Raw genomic sequence first — 19,862 nt, 5'->3', positions numbered from 1 at the left:
TGGCGAACGCATAATTACAACAATTTACATATATTTAATTCCAGCCGGTTACAACACCGAACCGGTTATTTACGCCATTGAGCGAGTCTGTCGATCTGTGCACTTTAAATAACGTAAATGTCCATACCGGTAACGATAAACTGGAGTATCTAACATGAATGATAACAAGACAGCCATCGTAACAGGCGCGTCACGAGGCATAGGTGCAGCCATTGCCATCCGGCTCAGCCAGAACGGCTATAACGTGATCGTGAACTATGCCCGCAGTGCAAAGGAAGCCGAGCAGGTTGTTACTCAAATCCGCTCAACCGGAGGACAAGCACAAGCGGTGCAAGCCGATGTATCTTCTTCGGCGGATGTCAGCCAGCTATTTGACCAGGCTGAGCAGCATTTTGGTGCCATTGATGTGCTGGTAAACAATGCCGGTGTGCTGGGTCTGTCTTCAATAGCCGAGGTCAGCGAGGACACTATCCATCAACATGTTGATATCAATTTGAAAGGCGTGATGTTTTGTTCACAACAGGGCGTCAATCGTCTACGCGATGGCGGCCATATTGTAAACCTGTCGACATCTGTAGTGGGCCTTAAACTGGAAAATTACGCAGTTTATGCTGCCACCAAGGCGGGTGTTGAAACGTTTTCAGCCATTATGGCTAAAGAACTCAGGGGGCGTGACATTACTGTAAACACTGTGGCTCCCGGCCCCACTGAGACTGATCTGTTCATGCAAGGCAAGTCAGAGGAACTGGTGGAAAAATTACGCAAAATGCCACCATTGGAACGGCTTGGTCAGCCTGACGAAATCGCCGCTGTGGTCGCCTTTTTATGCAGCCCGGATGGAAGATGGGTTAACGGCCAGGTTATCCGGGCTAACGGAGGTATTGTGTAGCGGGCTTTGCTACCAGCAAACTGCTACTTATTGGGAAACTGTTTTCTGTCCGCTGTAGTGGCAGATTCATTACACTCACCCATCAAATGAATTCGTTTGTTGGTTTCGTAAGTGTCAATTTCAATGTAACCCTGTCGGCAATAGCCGGTATCTGCCAGCTTTTGTTCTACACGACTTCGCAGCTGTGTCATCTTCTGTGCATGGTTGTCCGCCCTGCCGGGTGACCTTTTTCCTTGAGGGGACGGACCTTGCCCGGTCCCTGAAACCTGGTCACGCGCAGGCCCGGTCAGCATACTGAAACCAAAAATCTTGGCATCGTTATCCTTTATCTGAGTCGCAAACACATCAGTATGTACAGGCGGCTCAGGCGGACCGGAAACACACCCGGATAGCAATAGTGTTACTGCTCCAAACGGCAGGGTGCGTTTCAGTATAATTGCGCTATTTGTCATCATAGTTTACTCGCTGGCTGTTTTAACTTTGAGGTGACAGCTGAACAAAAGTTGCAGGTTATAGCGTAAAGTATGCGTAAAGACAGTCTGAATCAACTGATATAAAAAAGCCTGGACGAGCCAGGCTTTTTGCTTACTAAGGGAGAGACAATCAGGCGTTCACACGTTTATCAGCGTGTGTATTTATTGGCTTTTTTATGTTTTCGGCTCGTTCAGATGCGCTTTTTTTGCTGGCATAAATAAACGCTGCAAAGCCAAAGGCAAACCACAATCCGGCAATCAGCCATTCATTAGGCCATAGCAGAGCACCGTTACTGCCGGGCAAGTACAGACACGTCATACCCAGCGCACCTAGCAGGCCGATTACACCAAATACCATACCGGCGGGCACTTTGTAGGGGCGCGGCATGTCGGGCTCGCTTTTACGCAGCTTGATAAATGACAAGGCAACAAACAAATACGCCAGCACAAAGCCCAGGCTGCCAGCATTAGACACCCAGATTAACAATTGTTTGCCAAAGAAGGGGCCGATACAGCCCAGCGCCGTGATCGTCCAGATCGCATTGGTAGGAGTGCGGTATTTAGGATGCAACTGAGCAAAGAATGCGGGCAACATACCCTCGCGAGCCAGTGCATATACTGCGCGGCTGCCACCGACTAAAAAGCCGTTCCAGCTGGTCAGAATGCCGGCCAGACCACCAATTATCAATACCTGCCAGCCTATCTTGCCCCACGCTTCGCCTGCCGCATCCACCGCAGGTAAATTTGCTGCGGCCAGCCCTTTACCATCGAAAATTAGCGACACTGAGAGGATGACTGCACAGTACCAGGCGGCACCGGCTACCACAGCCACCACAATCAGCTTGCCCAGCTTAGCGGCCGGCAGATTGATTTCTGAAGCAGCCTGCGGAATCACATCAAAGCCCCCCATTAAAAATGGGGCCATAACCATGACGGCTATCACCGAGCCTGTCACACCGTCAACAAAAAACGGCGCCAGATTCTCAGTATTTCCCTCAAATGTAGCACCGGTGAACAGCATCACACCGGCGGCCAGAATCACCAGAGTTACCAGCGTCTGAAATAAGGCAGCAGTTTTTACCCCGCGCACGTTCAATAAACCAATCACGACCGCGCCGGCCGCCCCCATCAGGCCATAAGTCAAATAGACATCATTACCGGCGACCGACCACAGATACCCTTGCTCCAGCGGACCGACAAAGTATTCTGCCACCTGTGGCAGCGCCACTGCTTCAAATACGGTAATCGACACATAGCCAAGCACCAGTGCCCAGCTGCAAAAAAATGCCGGCCAGCGTCCAAATGCCCGCATACAATAGTTTTGCGCCCCACCAGCCATTGGCATGGCAGCGGCCAGCTCGGCGTACAATAATCCAATAACGACCAGAATCGCCCCGGCGGCCAGAAAGCCGCCAATAGCGCCCATACTGCCTGCCACACTAATCCATTCACCTACCAGCACCACCCAGCCCCAGCCAATCATGCAGCCAAATGCCAGTGCCAGTGTATCTTTCAACCCAAGTTCTTTATCGAGCGCAGTGTTTTTAGTTGTCATCGTTATCGACTCCCCCTGCTTTCTGTTTATTTGTTTACCGAAAAAACAGCGCAAACCAAACGTAATACCAACACGATAATTTGCCCTGTGAGATATAACCGGTAAAAACGAAAATTATATTTCTGTTTTAAAAGTGATACCAAACATACGCGGACTTCCCACCTGCCCTGACAGTACACCGGCACTACCGGAGGTCAGGATTTCAGTGAAATATTCCTCGTCAGTCAGGTTTTTCACCCACAAACTGGCTTCCCAGCCTTCATCTGATTCAATGCCAACCCTCAGGCCTGTCAGGCCGTACGCTTTTTGACTAACTGCCTGCAGGTTATCCAGTGAAAAGTACACATCATCCTGGTAGGTATAATCTATCTGCGCGTAACCATACAAACCACCGCTTAAGTCGTGGAAGTAGCGGGCCACCAGGTTATAGGTAAACTCCGGGGTGTTTGCTGGCGTCGCATCGGAGTAAGACAGCAGGCCAACTTCAGCATCTACGCTGGCATCGGTATAACCGGCACCGGCAATAATTTCAAGATTGTCAGTCGGTAACCAGTTTGCCTCTATTTCCGCGCCTTTCACGCTGGCAGAACCGGCATTAAAGATGGTGTAACGGCCATCCGGCAGGTCAGCAAACAGTTGCATATCTTCATAATCGTAATTGAATAACGCAGCGTTCAGACGCAGTGTGTTATTCAGCAACGTGGATTTCACGCCGAACTCGACAGCATCGATAAATTCCGGCTCTGCGGAGCTGTGATCGCCTTGCGTGGCTGCCCAGAAACCGTTCCATACACCAGCTTTGTAGCCGTGACTGAAATTACCGTATAACAGGACATCCCGACTCAATGCGTAGTCCAGACCAATTTTATAGGTAAGCTCAGTAGAGCTGATCTCTTCATCATCAACCAAAATCGGAGTATCTACGGAGAAAAAGGTCACATCGCCAGTAAAATCATCATCCAGATTGACCACGGTTGTGCCACCATCAAAAGAGATTTCATCTCTGGTAATGCGTGCGCCGGCAATCAGCTTCCACTTATCAGATAACTGCGTTTCAGTATGCAGGTAGGCCGCTATACTGGTAGTATCCTGAGTAAAATCGACCTCTACATCGTGATTGACCCGGTCAGTGTACCCATACAGATCGAACACATTTTGTGAGTCCTGGTAGTACATCACACCAGTGATCCAATCGGTTTTACCGCCCAGCGGTCGGGCTGATGTCAGACGCAGTTCCTGGCTGAACACATCAATATCATTGCTATACGAGGTATCGCCGATACGAAACGGGCTGCCGTCAAAGTCTTCCTCGGTGGTTTTATCCAGCGTTTCAAACGCGGTGATGGATACAAAGGAAAACGCATCATAATTCAGTGTCGCGTGAGCCAGTGCACCAAAGCTGTCACTTTCAATGACCGGCTCCTGACTAAACTCGCCCTCACGCACATCGGTGTATGGGTCATAGTAGCCTACCCGGTTGACACAGTTACTGTTGTTAATAAAAGCGGCGATGTCATTGTCCGAGCGGCTTAAACAGTTATTGCGGTACTGCTGCCCGTTGACGCCTGGCAGCTCAGGGGCCGGTCCGGTCGGGTTATCCAGAGCGCTGCGGCCAATACCCACCCAGGGCTCATTTTCACTGCGATCGCGGCCACCGTGCAGGTTAACGTACAGTTCACCGTTATCTAAATCAAACAACAGACCAGTACGCACAGCGAAGGCATTGACCCGTCCTAAATCCTGATCTGCACCATCAAGACGGTTAGTGAACGTGCCTTCTCCCTGATAGAGCCATTTGGCAGATACTCGCGCAGCCACATCATCGGTCAGTGAAAACGATTTAGCTATTTCTGCATCGGCTGACTCATAGTTACCCAGGCCAATCTTTGCATAGCCGCGGCCGTCATGATCCGGTCTGACGGTGGTGAAGCTGACCGCGCCGGCTGTTGTATTGCGTCCGAACAAGGTGCCTTGCGGCCCTTTAAGCACTTCAACACGCTCAGTGTCAAACACCGAAAAGCTCATCATGGTGTTGGTGGGTAAAAACAGCTCATCAACATAGACACCCACTGGCGCTACACTGTTGGATGTGAATGCAGCATTACCAATGCCACGGATAGTAAAGATTGGTGCCGATTTGTTCAGTACATTCTTTACATTCAGGTTAGGGGTATGTACTGCAATATCAATGGGTTCCTGGATCCCCAGCTTTTCCATTGATTTCTGGTCAAAGGCAGTAACCGCCACGCTTACATCCTGAACACTCTGTACGCGTTTTTGTGAGGTAACCTGAATCACTTCCAGCCCCCGGGCTGATGTTTCTTCAGTATCTTGCTGTGCCAGTGCACTTGTACTTGTTGCATTTGTCGCCATTGCTACGCCACAGGCAATCGCAGTGCGCCAGAAAACTCGGTTTCCCATTCTCATCATGTGTTTCCTCCAACAATTGTATTTTTTTTATTGTTCGGGCAACTGGCGATTATTATTTTTTGCATCCGGTAACGGGCATCTTGTGGCTCGTTTATTTCCGGACATAGTTTGCCCGCTAATCAAACTAGCGTTACAGGGTGATGCATTCAATGGATAAAAATTATCCGAATCTGTGAATTTTTCTCACAGCATGGAGATACAGGGAATACTCTGGAGGTTTAATGACAAAGGGGGGGAAATGGTCTGATCAGCTGTGTAATGCGCGCATTATCCATTCTTCAAATAACCTGACTTTCAGCGGCAAATAGGCATCATGCTGACGTAAGACGTAGTAGTTATGAGGCTCTTCCAAAGGCTTATTCAGACATTGAACTAACTGTCCGTTTTTAATGAACTCCAGCGTTTCAAAACTATTAGCCAGCGCGATTCCATAGCCCTGAGAAGCTGCCGCAATAGCCTGACTGGTGTTTGAAAAGTAGATATTTTTAACCGGGGCACGACGTGCCTTATACTGCTCCAGCCAGCGCGGCCACTGGCCATGACCCTCATGAATAAGTGTTTGCTTGACCAACCGGTGCACACTGACACTATGACCAATTTTATTTAATAATGCGGGGCTGCATACCGGGTATAACGGGGGAGATATCAGCATACTAAGCTGACGTTCGTCTTCCTGAGGCTTGCCATAACACAGGGCGATATCGATATCTTTGGGAATTTGCGTTTGCATTGCATCAATCACAGAAACCCGAATGTTGATATTTGGGTAGTGCTCACTGAATTCACAAATATGCTTGGTGGCCCAGCAGGTCGCCATTGTCTGTGTACAGGCAATATGCAGGGTACCGCTCATTTTATCGCGACTAAGATGACGGGCGCCATCGGCAATAAGATCAAAGCCATCGCGCACTGAGTCATACAGGCTGATACCTGCAGCAGTAAGCGCCATGCGGTTATTCGCCCGGGAAAATAGCACGACACCGAGCTGATCTTCTAACGCCCGGATCTGATGACTGATTGCCCCATGGGTTACACCCAGCTGTTCACCGGCTTTACCCAGGTGCAAAGTTTGCGCAGCGGCTTCAAAGGCCCGTAGTGCTGAGAGAGGAAGTTTTCGTCTGTCCATATTAAGTCTGTGTGGCGGCTGTTCTTAGCAATGAGTAAATATCGCTCACAAATTATCACATTTTGTGAGAAAAAATAACAACCATTACTAATATGCTTTACACAAACCAAAACTCAGACTTCGTGGTAGCAGACAGTCATGATACAGACTTAAGTCCGTATCGCTGACTGCCTACTATTATATGTCAGACTCTGAGGTAACCGGACTTAGCCAGCAGCTTGTTCGGCAAACAGCTGAGTGAACTTATCCAACCCTTCTTCAAGTATCTGTGACGAGATCGTCAGGGCAGGCAAAAAGCGAATAACATTGCCATAATAGCCACAGGCCAACAGAACCAGACCGTGTTTTGCGGCGTTGGCAATCAGCTTCTGTGTCAAACCAGTATTCGGTTTGGCCGCGTCGCCGTCTTCACAAAGCTCCAGCGCAATCATTGCGCCTTTATTTCGCACATCACTGATAAGTTCAGGAAACTGGACTTTGAGTTCATTAAGCCGGGCCACAAAGGTTTCACCGATGGTATTAGCACTGCTGACCAGCTGCTCTTCTTCGATAATATCCAGTACCGCCAGCGCGGCAGCACAGCTGACCGGAGAACCGCCGTAGGTACCGCCAAGTCCGCCGGGGTGCGATGCATCCATGATATGTTGTTTACCCACTACGGCAGATAACGGAAAGCCACCTGCAATACCTTTGGCCATAGTGATCAGGTCTGGTTCAATGCCAGCATATTCAGTGGCAAACATTTTACCGGTACGGGCAAAGCCTGACTGAATTTCATCACTGATTAACACAATACCGTGCTGATCACACAGTGCGCGCAATGCCTGCATGAATTCTGCCGGGGCTGCGTAGAAGCCGCCCTCGCCCTGCACTGGTTCAAGAATAATGGCTGCTACATCCTGCGCCGGTATCGTTGCCTTGAACAGGTTTTCGATGGCTTTGAGCGCATCATCTGTACTGACACCATGCAGCGCATTAGGATACGGGGCATGGTAGATATCTCCCGGAAATGGCCCGAACAGATTTTTATATGGCGTCACTTTGCCTGTCAGACCCATCGTCATATTGGTGCGGCCATGAAAACCACCATTAAAGGCGATAACACCGCGACGTCCGGTGTGGGCTCGGGCAATTTTCACGCAGTTTTCTACGGCTTCAGCGCCGGTAGTCACAAAAATGGCGCGCTTTTCACTGTCGCCCGGCGCTGCTGCATTAAGCTTTTCAGCCAGTTCAACAGCCACCTCATATGGGTTAACCATCACACAGGTGTGACTGAATTTTTCCACCTGCTGTTTTACGGCTTCAACAATTTTAGGATGGCTATGACCGGTATTACACACCGCGATGCCGGTGCCAAAATCGATAAACCGATTACCTTCCACATCCCAGATTTCTGAGCCTTGTGCACGTTCGACATAAACCGGGTAGGCATTGCCCTGACCGCGGGCAAATGCCTGTACTTTTCTTTCCTGGAGTGCCTGATTTTTCATTAACTTTTCCTATTATTTAAATGCCGCCCATACACAGGTATTTGATTTCCAGATAGTCTTCCAGACCGTATTTAGACCCTTCCCGACCGCTGCCTGATTGTTTAACACCGCCAAACGGCGCTGCAGGATTAGAGATAGCCCCTTCATTAATGCCAACCATCCCAAACTCAAGCTGTTCGGATACGCGCCATACCCGGCCAATATCGCGGCTGTAAAAATAGGCAGCAAGACCGTATTCGCTATCGTTAGCCTGGGCGATCACGTCGCTTTCGTCGCTAAACCGTAAAATGGCAGACACCGGTCCAAAGATTTCTTCTGCGGCCAGCGGCATTTGCTGGGTTACCCCAGTGACAACAGTTGGTGCAAAGAAGGTAGAATCTTCCTGAGGGGTACCGCCATAAACAATCTGTGCGCCCTGGGCAACAGAGTCATCCACTAGCTGTTTGACATCCTGGACCGCTTTTTGATGGATCAGAGGACCAATATTGACGCCCTCATCTAGGCCGTTGCCGATTTTAAGTTCACGCACTTTGGCAACAAACTTTTCAACAAACTGATCATGCACACTGTCGTGGACATAAATGCGGTTCGTACATACGCAGGTTTGTCCGGCGTTGCGATACTTAGACAGCATCAGACCCTCGACAGCGGCATCCAGGTCGGCGTCTTCAAATACGATGAACGGCGCGTTACCACCGAGTTCCATAGATACCTTTTTGACTCCGTCTGCACATTGTTTCAACAAAATTTTGCCTACTCCAGTAGAGCCAGTGAACGTAAATTTAGCGACCCGGGGATGCTGGGTAAGCACTTTGCCCAGAGCTGACGACTGCGTTCCGGTGACAACGTTAAATACACCAGCGGGGATGCCTGCCTGGTGGGCTAGCTCTGCCATAGCAAGAGCCGACAGCGGCGTTTCAGTAGCAGGACGAACCACAAATGTACAACCGGCTGCCAGTGCGGCTGCTGCTTTGCGGGTAATCATGGCATTCGGGAAGTTCCAGGGGGTAATAGCGGTTACCACACCAACCGGTTGCTTTATAACCACCACCCGTTTATCTGCTGCCGGACCAGGAATGGTATCGCCGTAAACCCGCTTGGCTTCTTCTGCGAACCATTCAATGTATCCTGCACCATACTTTACTTCGCCGATGGCTTCGGCCAGCGGCTTACCCTGTTCAAGCGTTAATAAGTGACCTAGCGTCTCAGCATGGTCAGTCATCAGGTTAAACCATTTTCTTAACAGTGCTGCCCGCTCAGCCGCAGTCGTTTTTGACCAGCTCTTGAATGCGCTGTCTGCTGCCTCTATAGCAGCATGTGCATCATCTTCACTGGCATCTGCAACCTGTGCAACCAGCTCTCCGGTCGCAGGATTGGTTACATCAAATTTTTGCTGAGCACTTTTCCACTCACCGTTGATGTATGAGCCATTTTTTAACAGCGTTTGTAACGCGTCGGATTGCATAATTACATCCTTCTTAGCGAGGGTACCTGAGGCACCGTGTTTGTTTATAGATGCAGCATAGCCCTGTGATACTTTTGCTTATATAATTGTTTATCATTATTCACTTTTTTATTTGCAAATGTATGGGCAAAAACAAAGCGATACTTGCAGGAAATCTGACCGACCTTGATATCCGGCAATTGAGAATCTTTTCTGCGGTGGTTGAGGCTGGCGGCTACACCGCAGCCGAGCTGACACTGAATCTGGCCAACTCCACTATCTCCAACCACATGTCTAACCTGGAAAAGCGGCTGGATATGAAGTTGTGCGAACGCGGTCGTTCCGGTTTTCGTCTGACCGAACAAGGTATGATAGTTTACGAAGCGACCCGTAACTTGCTTGGCTCGATGGAAGCGTTTAAAGAGGTGGTAAACCAGAGCCATGATCAAATCCTGGGAACACTGACGCTGGCACTGGCCGAGCACATTCCCGGCATTCACGATGGCACGATAGTTCAGGCACTGGAGTTATTTGCAGAAAAAGCCCCGAAAGTGGCCCTGAGCCTGGCGACGATTGGCTCTGATGAAGTGGAAGAGGCGGTACTGCAACGCCGGGCAGATATTGGTATTACCGTATTGTCGCGCGCTAATAGTGCTTTGGCCACCACCCCGCTGTTTAATGAAACCATGCATCTTTATGCGGCCCATCATCATCCGCTGCATCAGCAACAACAGGTAACACTGGAGCAGGTGCGCGCCTGGGGCATTGTAGAATCACCGCGAATGGTTGCAGGCCGGGAGCCGGATAAAATACATCAGAACTGGCCGATTACCGCCCGGGCACATCAACAGGAGTCCCGCATTGCCTTGCTGCTCACCGGTAAATATACCGGCTATCTGCCTGAACATTTTGTTTCCATGCTGGGCTATAACCATAAATTAAAACCCTTATTACCAGATGTGCTCAGCTACACCAATGAATATCACGCGATAAGAAAAAGGCCGCTGGCGAACCAGCGTATAGTAAACCTGTTTATGGATGAGCTGGAGCAAAGCTGCGCAACCACGATGCCGGTTACCGGTTAAGTAGCAAGCCCTCAATATCAACGTTGACTCTCAAACCTGCCACGACAGTGTCATCCACCGCCTCAGTGCGCCCCGGCTCAGCAAACTGGTCTGGGTTAATGATATAGTGCAGGTTGGGGACTATCTGCACATGTTCATTGAGCTGATAGCCATAGCTGAACTCCATCATGGTCATACTACTTTGTGGTGTGCCTGTTCCACCATTTAGCGCGCGGGCTATACGCACATTTTCCAGGGCGTCGTCGCTGTATTGCTGGCGACTGATGACAAACCCAAGGACATCCTGATCGCGACTGGCAAAAGTGCCGCGATATAGTAAGCCGAACTTCAGGAAATATGACTCTGTCAGCTCACCTGACAAGCCGGTCAGGACGTCTCCGAACACCTGTAATCCACGCTGATTGTCACGGCTTTCTCGGGACACAACTTGTTCAAAACGGGCAAAGATGCCAGAGCGCCCCCTATCCATTGCATAGTCGTTGCCTGACAATAACGCTGGCTGTCCTGACTCATCACGTAACGGTTCTGCATACTCGGTACTGTCGTAGTAACCGCCAATCTCATACCAGCTTGGGTAATCATCATTATCAAACGTCGTTTTGTAACCAAACGCAACAGGCACCACTACACCAGTGGATTCATTGATACTCCAGTCAAAGCCGTGGTCGGACTCATCCTGATATGGCGTGTTTTCTTCAAATACACCTGTATGGAAGTAGGTAGCGTCGGAGAACCAGTATTGCGTACGCGCGCCCCACGACGATACCGGCCACCAGGAAATATTACTGGTGCGGAAGATAAATGTGGGATTTCCGCAAGTGGCATTATTTTGAAAGTACTGACACACATCGGTCACCAAAAAGCTGATGCTGGCTGGTAATCGCCCCGCTTCTATCAGTAAGTCACCGTCTAAATAAGTTTTTTCAATCGACAACCGGGTTAACCGGGCATTCTGACCGCCGCCGTATGTTTCCTGCACTGAAGTGCTCGACCCGATAAAACGCTGGGCGAGGTTCGTACCGTGCCGGTCGGTAAAAGCAACGTGAAGTTTGGTGTCTGTCCAGTTAAAAGCTTGTTCCAGATCTAAGGCAGCACCCAGCACCAACTGTCCTGCATAAGCACTACCATGCTCTTTCCCTCCGTCAATAATGGCTGCTGATTGCCCGGTATAAGAAGCCTGCCAGTCAACTATCTGATTATCACCTGATTGGGCAAATAAAGGCGTACTTAGCAGCATCAGGAGTGCCGGGCGCATTTTCTTTAATAAGGATGACGTTTGCGGCGACAGTTCAGCGTTAACAGGCACATTGTGGGTAATATTGCAGGATACGTTTGTAGGGCGCATTTCATCTCTCTTTTATTTTTCGCATGCCGAATTTGAAATAAATATTTCGTAACGACGCGTTAACAATTTATTTAATTCATGAAATTTACGTCAAGCTAAAAAGCAAATCAACCCAAAAAATTAACAAAACCAGCGTTAAACAACGAATTGTGAAATATGGATGCGCTAACTCAATGAAAAATAGAAGTTTTACGATCGACCAATTCAGAATAAATATTTCAAAATTGGGATCTGCTAAACGCAATATTCCATTACATTGATTAGCGATATAGCTCAGCAGGGTACAGAACAGAGACAAACAAAAAAGCCGCCAGGAGGCGGCTTCAGGTATAGGTGTAGCAAGAGCTCAGGCGTAGTTATGCCCAAACAGATCTTACAGATTGAAGATTCCGGCCAGGTTGACATCAAACCGCAGGCCAATCACTACAGCGTCGTCTAGGTCTTCTGTTCGTCCAGGCTCTGCAAACTGGTCAGGGTTAATGATGTAATGCACGTTAGGTATAATCCGGATATTGTCGTCGTACTGATAGCTGTAACTTAGCTCCATCATCGTCTGGCTGCTTGGCGGGATACCAATACCACCGTTTAATGCCCGGGCCAGTTGCACATTCTGTAACGCTTCATCGCTGTACTGCTGTCGGGTAACCACAAAGCCAATTGCATCATCGTTACGGCCGGCAAAGGTACCGCGCTGTAATAATCCCAATTTAACAAAATAGTCCTCGGTTAATTCACCAGACACACCGGTAACAAAGTCACCAAATACCGTCAGACCACGCTTGCTATTCATTTCAGCCCGGGTAACAACCTGTTCAAATCGTAAAAATACACCAGAACGGCCATCTTTCGCCGCGTACTCATTGCCAGAGACCAGCGCAGGCGCCCCTTCAGCGTCCAGTAGCGGATCGGTGTAATCCGTACCATCATACCAGCCCCCTACTTCATACTTACTCGGGTAGCGATCATTTTCCCAGGTTGTCTGGTAACCCAGCGTAAAGGGCAATACCACGCCGGTAGATTCATCTGTACTCCAGTCAAACCCGTGATCGCCATTATCCTGATGCGCGCTGTTCTCTTCATACACACCGGCATGGAAATACACATCATTATTCAGCCAGTATTTAGCCCGGGCGCCCCACGCCGACACCGGCCACCACGAAAAGTTACTGGTGCGAAATACAAAGGTGGGGTTACCGCAGGCGGCGTTATTCTGAAAATACTGACACAGTTCTGAGCCAAGAAAGCTGATGTTAGCCGGCATACGGCCTCCCTCAAGCTCCAGCTGGCCGTCCATCAAATGGGTTTCAACAGACAACCGGGTTAGCCGTGAATTCTGTCCACCATAAATTTCCTGTACTGAGGTGCTGTTACCAATATATTTTTCAGCAACACTTTTACCGTGGCGATTATTAAACGCAACGTGAACCTTGGTGCTATTCCAGCCGGCCGCTTTTTGCATATCAATCTCAGCACCAAGAAAGAGCTGACCGGCATAGGCATTTCCGGTTTCCCTGCCACCATCAACCAGGGCCGCACCTTCGCCGGTGTAGGCCGCCAGCCATTGCACATAGTCGCTATTATCCTGTGATGCAGCCACCGCGTTGCCTGCCAGTGCGCTGGCAACAATCAGGCTACAGGCAGCACGTTTACCTGATTTAAAAGATAAAGAAGCATGGGCTGAACGAGGTACATCTGATGACATTAAAGAAAACTGGCGCATAGTATATCTCTCTGCGTAATTCGGCTTATCAATCTGCCAACGCAAACTGGTTACATTGCATTAACAGGCTTTCAATAAAGTGCAATGTAAAGGACTCAAGATAATAAATCAACCTTGTTTATTTAAATTTAGTTAGCATGCTATTAAACATTAGATTTAGACTAAAGTAGTAACCCAATGAAATTAAAGCATTAATAATCCCTACCACTGCAAGGGAAAGCAGAACAACTCAACACCCACATTGTTAACATCTCTTCCAGGAATAGAGCTGATTTTATTGGCTATTGATTATGGGGGCTGGGTGACAATGCGTTGAAATGTTACAAACGAGCAGAGTCAGTATTGGCATCCAGAGTGCTATCAGTAACCTGAACACCCACCGTGTCAACGGCAGCCCTCCAGCCAAACTGACAGCGCATTCCACACACCAGCATAAAATAAATAAATCTGCGTTATTTATTTTTACTGATGCGCGAACAGGTTGTCGGTCGGAGGTTGATATTTTGCACCGACCGTGTGTAACAACGATATTAGCGGTACAGCAGACCTTTCAAATCAACATCAAAGCGCAGACCAAGCGCGAATGCATCATTGAGGTTCTCAGTACGGCCGGGTTCATTAAACTGGTCCGGGTTGATAATGTAATGCAGGTTAGGCGTAATACGCAGTACATCATTAACATGATAGCTGTAGGTAAGCTCAATCATGGTCATACTGCTTGCAGGCGTGCCTGTACCACCATTACGGGCTCTGGCAAGCCGCTGGTTTTCCAGTGCCCGATCTGTGTACTGCTGGCGAATAACCATCAGCCCCACAGCATCTTCATCTCTGCCAGCCCATGTTCCCTGCTGCAGGAATCCTAGCTTTATGTAGTAGTCATCGGCTACTGTACCGGTGCCTTTGGTGTACACATCGCCAAACAACTTCAGACCAACCGGTTTATCGGGATCAGGCCGGGTAACGACCTTTTCAAAGCTGGCATACCAGCCTGAGCGGCCGTTTAACTGCGCATAATCGTTCCCCGATATCCCCGCAGGGTTACCGGCTTCATCATTAAGCGGGTCATTATAAGTGGAGGTATCGTACCAGCCGCCCACTTCATAGGTAGCCGGATACCGGGCTGTTTCCCAGGTTGTCTGATACCCCACCATAAAGGGAAGCACCACCCCTTTAGACTCATCGGTACTCCAGTCAAAACCATGATCTTCAGCACCCTCAAATTGACGGTTGTCCTCGTAGGCACCTATGTGCGCATAGATCTTAGGAGAAAAGTGGTATTTGACCCGGGCTCCCCAGGCAGCCACCGGCCAGTAAGAAAACTGGCTGCTGCGGAAAATAAACGTAGGGTTACCGCAGGCGGCATTATTCTGAAAATACTGGCATATACTGTTCTGGAAAAAGTTATTACCACCCGCCATACGGCCCCCCTCGACTTCCAGCTGCCCGTCGAAGAAGGTTTTTTCGATTGAGAACAGGGACAGGCGAGTATCATTGCCGCCATACACTTCCTGGATAGAGGTGCTCGAGCCAATGTGCGAACTGGTAGCGCTGCTGCCATGGCGGCTGGTGAACAAAACATTCAGGTTGGTGTTCTTCCAGTTAAATGCTTTTTCCAGATCAATATCCGAATCCAGCACGATCTGGCCGGCATAAGCGCTGCCCCGGTCCTGACCACCGCTGATATTACTGGCTGCTTCGACCGTATACCAGGCATCCCACTGGACGATATCCTGAAAACTAGTGCCCTCAAAATTGTTCTGATGATGGCTGTCAGCAGCATGGGCATTCACAGACAAGCCAGCGCAAGACAATGCGATTGCGGTCCGGCTTACTAATCGGGTTAATAAGCGCTTATTGTCAGCTCCCGCTATTCCGGCGATATAATTGATTGAACAGCGAATGACCATTGAACGACTTTTTGAACGCATTAAATAACCCTGATAATTAAGACAACCACAGCAGTACAAAAATACTGCTTTCTCTTATTTATAAACGGGGAGAATTTTATCGATCAAAATGTATATCTCAACAACACAAATTTAACGCGAAATTGATTTTGGTGTTATTTAGTCACACTCTAAAATAAACTTAATCCACTGAATAAATTGAGTTTAATCACTTTTTCCTAGCAAAAACCTGCCATCTGTTAAGATTTTTATGGAGCGACAGGATTCTTATTTACAGGATGAGTTGCATTATAAGTTATAACAAAAATTAAACTTAAACATTTTAAAAAATAACCATTAACATAATAAAAACAAAACCTCGAAAATTTAAATAATAAATAGGCATTTAGATTTATCTTGCCCTAATAAAATATTTATAAAGCAAGAGTTCTCCCTACATGAGTTGTCTGATTTTCATCCTTTATCAACATCGACGTTGCTTTGTTCTGCATGAATAAAACAGACCTTGATGATTGTCATCCCCGTATCAGCTTGTATGATGATTCCACATTCATTTACTTTAGGGTTTGATAATGACAAAACTGACGCTCTCCGCTGTTGCACTGGCAGCACTCACCCTGTCCTCACAGGCTTCTGCTTTTGGCTCGCTGAGCGATCTGAAAAATGCGGCGAAAGAGAAAGGTACCGAACTGCAACAAGGTGCAACAGATACACACAATACCGTTAATGACTCAGCGCAGTCGGTAGAAATGTCTGATCTGGTAAGTCTGGTGTCAGATAATCTGGGCGTGAGCAAATCACAGTCTGAAGGTGGCCTGGCATCCATTTTCAATTATGCCAAGGGGAACCTGTCTTCATCTGACTATTCGCAACTGGCCAACGGTATTCCCGGCCTTAGCGGCATCATGGATAGCCTGCCGTCTTTATCTTCTGGTGAGCAGAAAAGTTCCGGAATGTCTGGTTTGCTGAATAAAGCCTCAGAATACAGCTCGTCCATTAAGGGGATTAATCAGCTTAAACAGCAGTTCGAGGCTCTGGGACTAACACCGGAGATGATTAGCAGCTTTGTCTCGCAAATTAATACTTATCTGAACAGTCAGGATCAGGATAAAACACAGTCCTTATTGCAACAGGGGCTGGGTAACCTGCTAAACAAACTGTAAATATCTTTATCAGGCCCGGCTCCAACCGGGCTTTTGTTTTCTTTTACTGTGCTGACTATCATGACTCTGACCTCATTTCGCGCTGCGTTTAAACATCAGCCACGCTGGCTGAAAATCTCTGAATATCTGCTTGCGGCCTATTTACTCTATGCGCTGATAGCCGGACTGATTATCCCAGCTGTACTCACTGCAAAATTACCCGGCATGTTAAGTCAGCAGCTTGGCCGCACCGTTATGGTAGAAGACATCAGTATTAACCCTTTTTTGTTAAGAGCGCGGGTTTCTGATTTTGATATCAAAAGCGAAGATGAACAAAGCAGCTTCGTGGCATTTTCAGCATTGGAGGTTCAGATCAGCTTCTGGCGCTCCTTACTGGACCTGACGCCTACCATCGAACATGTTGTGCTTAGCAGCCCTTACTCTCATGTCGGGCGCACAGCTGGCGGTGAACAAACCCGGTTTAACTTTTCCGATATTATTGAGCATATACAGGCAAACCAGACCAACGACACGCAGCAGGATGAAACCAAAGACAACGGTGTTCCACATATCAGGCTGAATCGTTTTGCCCTGAGAGATGGACGTCTTTTACTGACCGATGCCGTTACTCAAACCACGCTGGATTACCCACAACTGAGTATTGAGCTGGTTGACCTGGATACACTGGCAACCATTTCTGTTGAAGACGCCGGAAATGCCGATAACCGTTATACCTTTGACATGACCACCACAGAAGGTGGAAGTGTTGATTTGACAGGAAATTTTCAGCTTTCCCCGCTATCTGTAGATGGCCAGCTGGCCTTGCACGATATTGCACTGCCACCGTTATGGCGGTTGTCAGACAACCTCATAAAGGCGGCACTGACGGAGGGCAAACTCAATTTTGATATCCGTTATCGGGTGGCAGAAAAAGCTCAGGATATTGGCGTGACACTGACCAATGGCACCCTGACCCTTAACGATATTGTTCTGGCCGACAGTGAAAAGCCCAGAATCAGTTTATCTGAACTGTCGGTGCAGGATATTGCGCTCGATACCCTCGCTAAGCAGGTGAAAGCCACCAGCATCACCCTGACTAAACCTCAGATAAACGCGGTTTATGACGATAGCGGTATCGACCTTACCCGTATGCTACTACCCCAACGCACTACCACGTCGAATAAAGCTGACAGCACTCAACAGACAGCCGGTACTGAAAGTACTGACAAGACAAGCGACTCTGTTCCCGCGGAGGGCTCTCAACCCGCTGAAGGCTCTCACCCCGCTGAAGGCTCTGCCTGGCAGGTGAGTTTAACAGAGTTTGCGTTGCAGCAAGGCAGCGCACAGATTGAAGAAAAAGCAATATCTGACGGCGTATTCTGGCGTATTGCCCCCATTAACCTTAGTACCGGCGAAGTCTCTACGGACTTTTCCCGTCCCGTCAGTTATCAGACAGATATTGCCATCGCAGGTCGAACTGACACATGGCCAGAACAGCCAGCCGGACAGCTTAGTAGTAAGGGCAGTGTTCAGATAGACAATCAACGCGTCACAGGCACTGTGGAAATTGCACAAATCGCACTTGCCCAGGTGCAGCCTTACCTGAATAAATATGTCAACATCACATTGACCAGCGGCGCTTTGTCGACCACCGGTAAATTTGAGGCTGATGCGACCGGTAAAGCTGTGTTTGACGGTCAGGCCAGTATCAGTGAGCTGAATATACTGGATAATCTGAAACATGAGTCACTGGTAAAATGGCAGTCGATGGATGTCTCAGATATTCATGTAGATACACAGGAACAACGTCTTGATATTGGTACAGTGGCGCTTCAATCACCTTATGCCAAAGTACTGATCGATGAACAGCGTAATACCAATATTGGTAATCTGGTTAAAACCTCCGATGCTTCGGCTTCTGATAAACCCCGTTCCCAGCAGAAAGACAATCCTGAGACAGACAAAAACACAGATGACACTAACGCCAAGTCGATGGCTATTCACCTGAACAAAATCACTATCGACAACGGCAGCGCTTATTTTGCCGATAACTCTCTGACACCCAGGTTTGCATCGGGTATTGAAAGCCTCAGCGGAAGTATTTCTGATCTTGCCTCTGACGCGGGTACCGCCGCTAATGTTGATATTCAGGGAAAAATTGATAATTACGCACCGGTTGCTTTAAGCGGCTCGGTGAACCCACTGCTTGAAGAGATGTTTTTAGACGTGAACTTTTCGGTTGATGGCGCTGAACTGACCTCCGTTAATCCCTATGCCAGTACTTATATGGGGCACTATATTGATAAAGGCCTGCTGTCACTGAATGTGGCCTATACACTCAAAGACAGTCAGTTACAGGGCAAAAATCATGTTGTGATTGACCAGCTTACCCTGGGCAGAAAAACAGACTCGGACAAGGCTCTGAGCGTTCCGCTAGGTCTGGCAGTGGCTTTACTGGAAGACAGCGATGGCGTGATTGATCTGGGGCTGGAAGTATCCGGCGATCTGGATAATCCCAGCTTTTCCTTTGGCTCCATCATTCTTAATGCACTAGGTAACCTGATTAAAAAAGCCGTAACCTCGCCATTTACCTTTCTGGCCAATCTGGTGGGCAGTGATGATGAGCTTAATGAAGTGACCTTCACCGCCGGGGAGGCCAGCCTAAGCAGTGATACCCGACAAAAACTGGATACGCTGGCCAGCGCGCTGAATGAGCGGCCGGGATTGCGGGTAAATATTGAAGGCACAGTAAATGAGGTGGCCGACTCCAGAGAGCTGGCTATACGCCGCCTTCACCAGCAGCTATTAGCGCAAAGTGGCCTGGATGCCCTGCCCGCTGATTTAAAAGCGAGTAATTTGCCTCAAACGGGTCCGCTGGCAGATGCACTGAAAACTTTATACGCACAAACAGGCGAAAACGCGGTTGAGCAGGAGCGCGAAGCGGTTATTGCTCAGCTTCAAAAACAACAGGCAGCCGACAGCGATAATGCTTCTCAGACTGAACCGGCTGAGGAAGCGGTTACCCGCCAGCTGCATATCGTGATGTATAACAAGCTGCGTAATCAGATAAACATTCAGCGCTCCGATTTAGGTCAGCTGGCAAATAATCGCGCCAAAGCAGTGAAAAACTATCTGGCCAACGATGCCGGTATTACCGCAAACCGATTGTTTCTGCTTAACAGCCGACAACGCCTGACCAACGAAAACAGCAGCGCTATTTTGTCGCTGGATGCCAAATAAACGGTCCTTTTCACTC

13 protein-coding genes are annotated in these 19,862 nt (G+C 48.6%); 4 read left to right on the top strand and 9 right to left on the bottom strand.

The window, feature by feature from the left end; genetic code table 11:
* Positions 1–154: 154 nt before the first annotated feature.
* Positions 155–889 (top strand): SDR family oxidoreductase, encoded by a 735-nt coding sequence (locus tag EZV72_RS03775; RefSeq protein ID WP_137165979.1) that lies wholly within the window; start codon positions 155–157, stop codon positions 887–889.
* Between the two features lie 23 nt (positions 890–912).
* Here the strand turns inward: EZV72_RS03775 and EZV72_RS18395 are convergent, their stop codons facing one another.
* The 6 genes from EZV72_RS18395 to EZV72_RS03750 form a co-directional block, all read right to left on the bottom strand.
* Positions 913–1,080 (bottom strand): hypothetical protein, encoded by a 168-nt coding sequence (locus tag EZV72_RS18395; RefSeq protein WP_175405035.1) that lies wholly within the window; start codon positions 1,078–1,080, stop codon positions 913–915.
* 412 nt (positions 1,081–1,492) lie between these two features.
* Positions 1,493–2,917: an APC family permease gene (locus tag EZV72_RS03770; RefSeq protein ID WP_137165978.1), complete on the bottom strand. Its 1,425-nt coding sequence runs from the start codon at positions 2,915–2,917 to the stop codon at positions 1,493–1,495.
* Between the two features lie 114 nt (positions 2,918–3,031).
* Positions 3,032–5,347, bottom strand: coding sequence for a TonB-dependent receptor (locus tag EZV72_RS03765; RefSeq protein WP_137165977.1), 2,316 nt, complete (start codon positions 5,345–5,347; stop codon positions 3,032–3,034).
* 247 nt (positions 5,348–5,594) lie between these two features.
* Positions 5,595–6,473, bottom strand: a complete 879-nt coding sequence (locus EZV72_RS03760) for a LysR substrate-binding domain-containing protein (protein ID WP_137165976.1) — start codon at positions 6,471–6,473, stop codon at positions 5,595–5,597.
* A gap of 206 nt (positions 6,474–6,679) precedes the next feature.
* A complete protein-coding gene (gene gabT / locus EZV72_RS03755) occupies positions 6,680–7,963 on the bottom strand; it encodes a 4-aminobutyrate--2-oxoglutarate transaminase (RefSeq protein WP_137165975.1) in 1,284 nt (427 codons plus the stop codon).
* Between the two features lie 16 nt (positions 7,964–7,979).
* The gene (locus EZV72_RS03750) at positions 7,980–9,428 is read right to left on the bottom strand and encodes an NAD-dependent succinate-semialdehyde dehydrogenase (RefSeq protein ID WP_137165974.1); all 1,449 of its coding nucleotides are present in this window, start codon (positions 9,426–9,428) and stop codon (positions 7,980–7,982) included.
* A gap of 122 nt (positions 9,429–9,550) precedes the next feature.
* On the opposite strand from EZV72_RS03750, the gene EZV72_RS03745 reads away from it, so the two are divergent.
* Positions 9,551–10,492 carry a LysR family transcriptional regulator gene (locus EZV72_RS03745; RefSeq protein WP_137165973.1) on the top strand — a complete coding sequence of 314 codons (942 nt, stop codon included), beginning with the start codon at positions 9,551–9,553 and terminating at the stop codon, positions 10,490–10,492.
* On the opposite strand, the gene EZV72_RS03740 is transcribed toward EZV72_RS03745, so the two are convergent.
* The 3 genes from EZV72_RS03740 to EZV72_RS03730 form a co-directional block, all read right to left on the bottom strand.
* The gene (locus tag EZV72_RS03740) at positions 10,482–11,837 is read right to left on the bottom strand and encodes a carbohydrate porin (RefSeq protein WP_232364498.1); all 1,356 of its coding nucleotides are present in this window, start codon (positions 11,835–11,837) and stop codon (positions 10,482–10,484) included. The genes EZV72_RS03745 and EZV72_RS03740 overlap by 11 nt on opposite strands.
* Before the next feature lie 373 nt (positions 11,838–12,210).
* Positions 12,211–13,557, bottom strand: a complete 1,347-nt coding sequence (locus EZV72_RS03735) for a carbohydrate porin (protein WP_232364497.1) — start codon at positions 13,555–13,557, stop codon at positions 12,211–12,213.
* Positions 13,558–14,087: 530 nt separating this feature from the next.
* Positions 14,088–15,485: a carbohydrate porin gene (locus EZV72_RS03730; protein ID WP_232364496.1), complete on the bottom strand. Its 1,398-nt coding sequence runs from the start codon at positions 15,483–15,485 to the stop codon at positions 14,088–14,090.
* A gap of 551 nt (positions 15,486–16,036) precedes the next feature.
* Between EZV72_RS03730 and EZV72_RS03725 the strand changes: the two genes are divergently transcribed.
* Positions 16,037–16,627 carry a DUF2780 domain-containing protein gene (locus EZV72_RS03725; RefSeq protein WP_232364495.1) on the top strand — a complete coding sequence of 197 codons (591 nt, stop codon included), beginning with the start codon at positions 16,037–16,039 and terminating at the stop codon, positions 16,625–16,627.
* 33 nt (positions 16,628–16,660) lie between these two features.
* Positions 16,661–19,846: a DUF748 domain-containing protein gene (locus tag EZV72_RS03720; RefSeq protein WP_232364494.1), complete on the top strand. Its 3,186-nt coding sequence runs from the start codon at positions 16,661–16,663 to the stop codon at positions 19,844–19,846.
* The last annotated feature ends 16 nt before the right edge of the window (positions 19,847–19,862 follow it).

Source organism: Salinimonas lutimaris (assembly GCF_005222225.1).
Classification (GTDB): Bacteria; Pseudomonadota; Gammaproteobacteria; order Enterobacterales; family Alteromonadaceae; genus Alteromonas; species Alteromonas lutimaris.
The sequence above is the reverse complement of the archived record's forward strand: the minus strand, read 5'-3'. Positions and strand labels throughout refer to the sequence as shown.

Bases quoted from the DNA above. Each gene is read 5' to 3' on its own strand.
- EZV72_RS03770 (WP_137165978.1), bottom strand. From the start codon at position 2,917: ATGACAACTAAAAACACTGCGCTCGATAAAGAACTTGGGTTGAAAGAT.
- EZV72_RS03765 (WP_137165977.1), bottom strand. From the start codon at position 5,347: ATGATGAGAATGGGAAACCGAGTTTTCTGGCGCACTGCGATTGCCTGT.
- EZV72_RS18395 (WP_175405035.1), bottom strand. From the start codon at position 1,080: ATGACACAGCTGCGAAGTCGTGTAGAACAAAAGCTGGCAGATACCGGC.
- EZV72_RS03750 (WP_137165974.1), bottom strand. From the start codon at position 9,428: ATGCAATCCGACGCGTTACAAACGCTGTTAAAAAATGGCTCATACATC.
- EZV72_RS03730 (WP_232364496.1), bottom strand. From the start codon at position 15,485: ATGCGTTCAAAAAGTCGTTCAATGGTCATTCGCTGTTCAATCAATTAT.
- EZV72_RS03775 (WP_137165979.1), top strand. From the start codon at position 155: ATGAATGATAACAAGACAGCCATCGTAACAGGCGCGTCACGAGGCATA.
- EZV72_RS03760 (WP_137165976.1), bottom strand. From the start codon at position 6,473: ATGGACAGACGAAAACTTCCTCTCTCAGCACTACGGGCCTTTGAAGCC.
- gabT (WP_137165975.1), bottom strand. From the start codon at position 7,963: ATGAAAAATCAGGCACTCCAGGAAAGAAAAGTACAGGCATTTGCCCGC.
- EZV72_RS03735 (WP_232364497.1), bottom strand. From the start codon at position 13,557: ATGCGCCAGTTTTCTTTAATGTCATCAGATGTACCTCGTTCAGCCCAT.
- EZV72_RS03725 (WP_232364495.1), top strand. From the start codon at position 16,037: ATGACAAAACTGACGCTCTCCGCTGTTGCACTGGCAGCACTCACCCTG.
- EZV72_RS03745 (WP_137165973.1), top strand. From the start codon at position 9,551: ATGGGCAAAAACAAAGCGATACTTGCAGGAAATCTGACCGACCTTGAT.
- EZV72_RS03740 (WP_232364498.1), bottom strand. From the start codon at position 11,837: ATGCGCCCTACAAACGTATCCTGCAATATTACCCACAATGTGCCTGTT.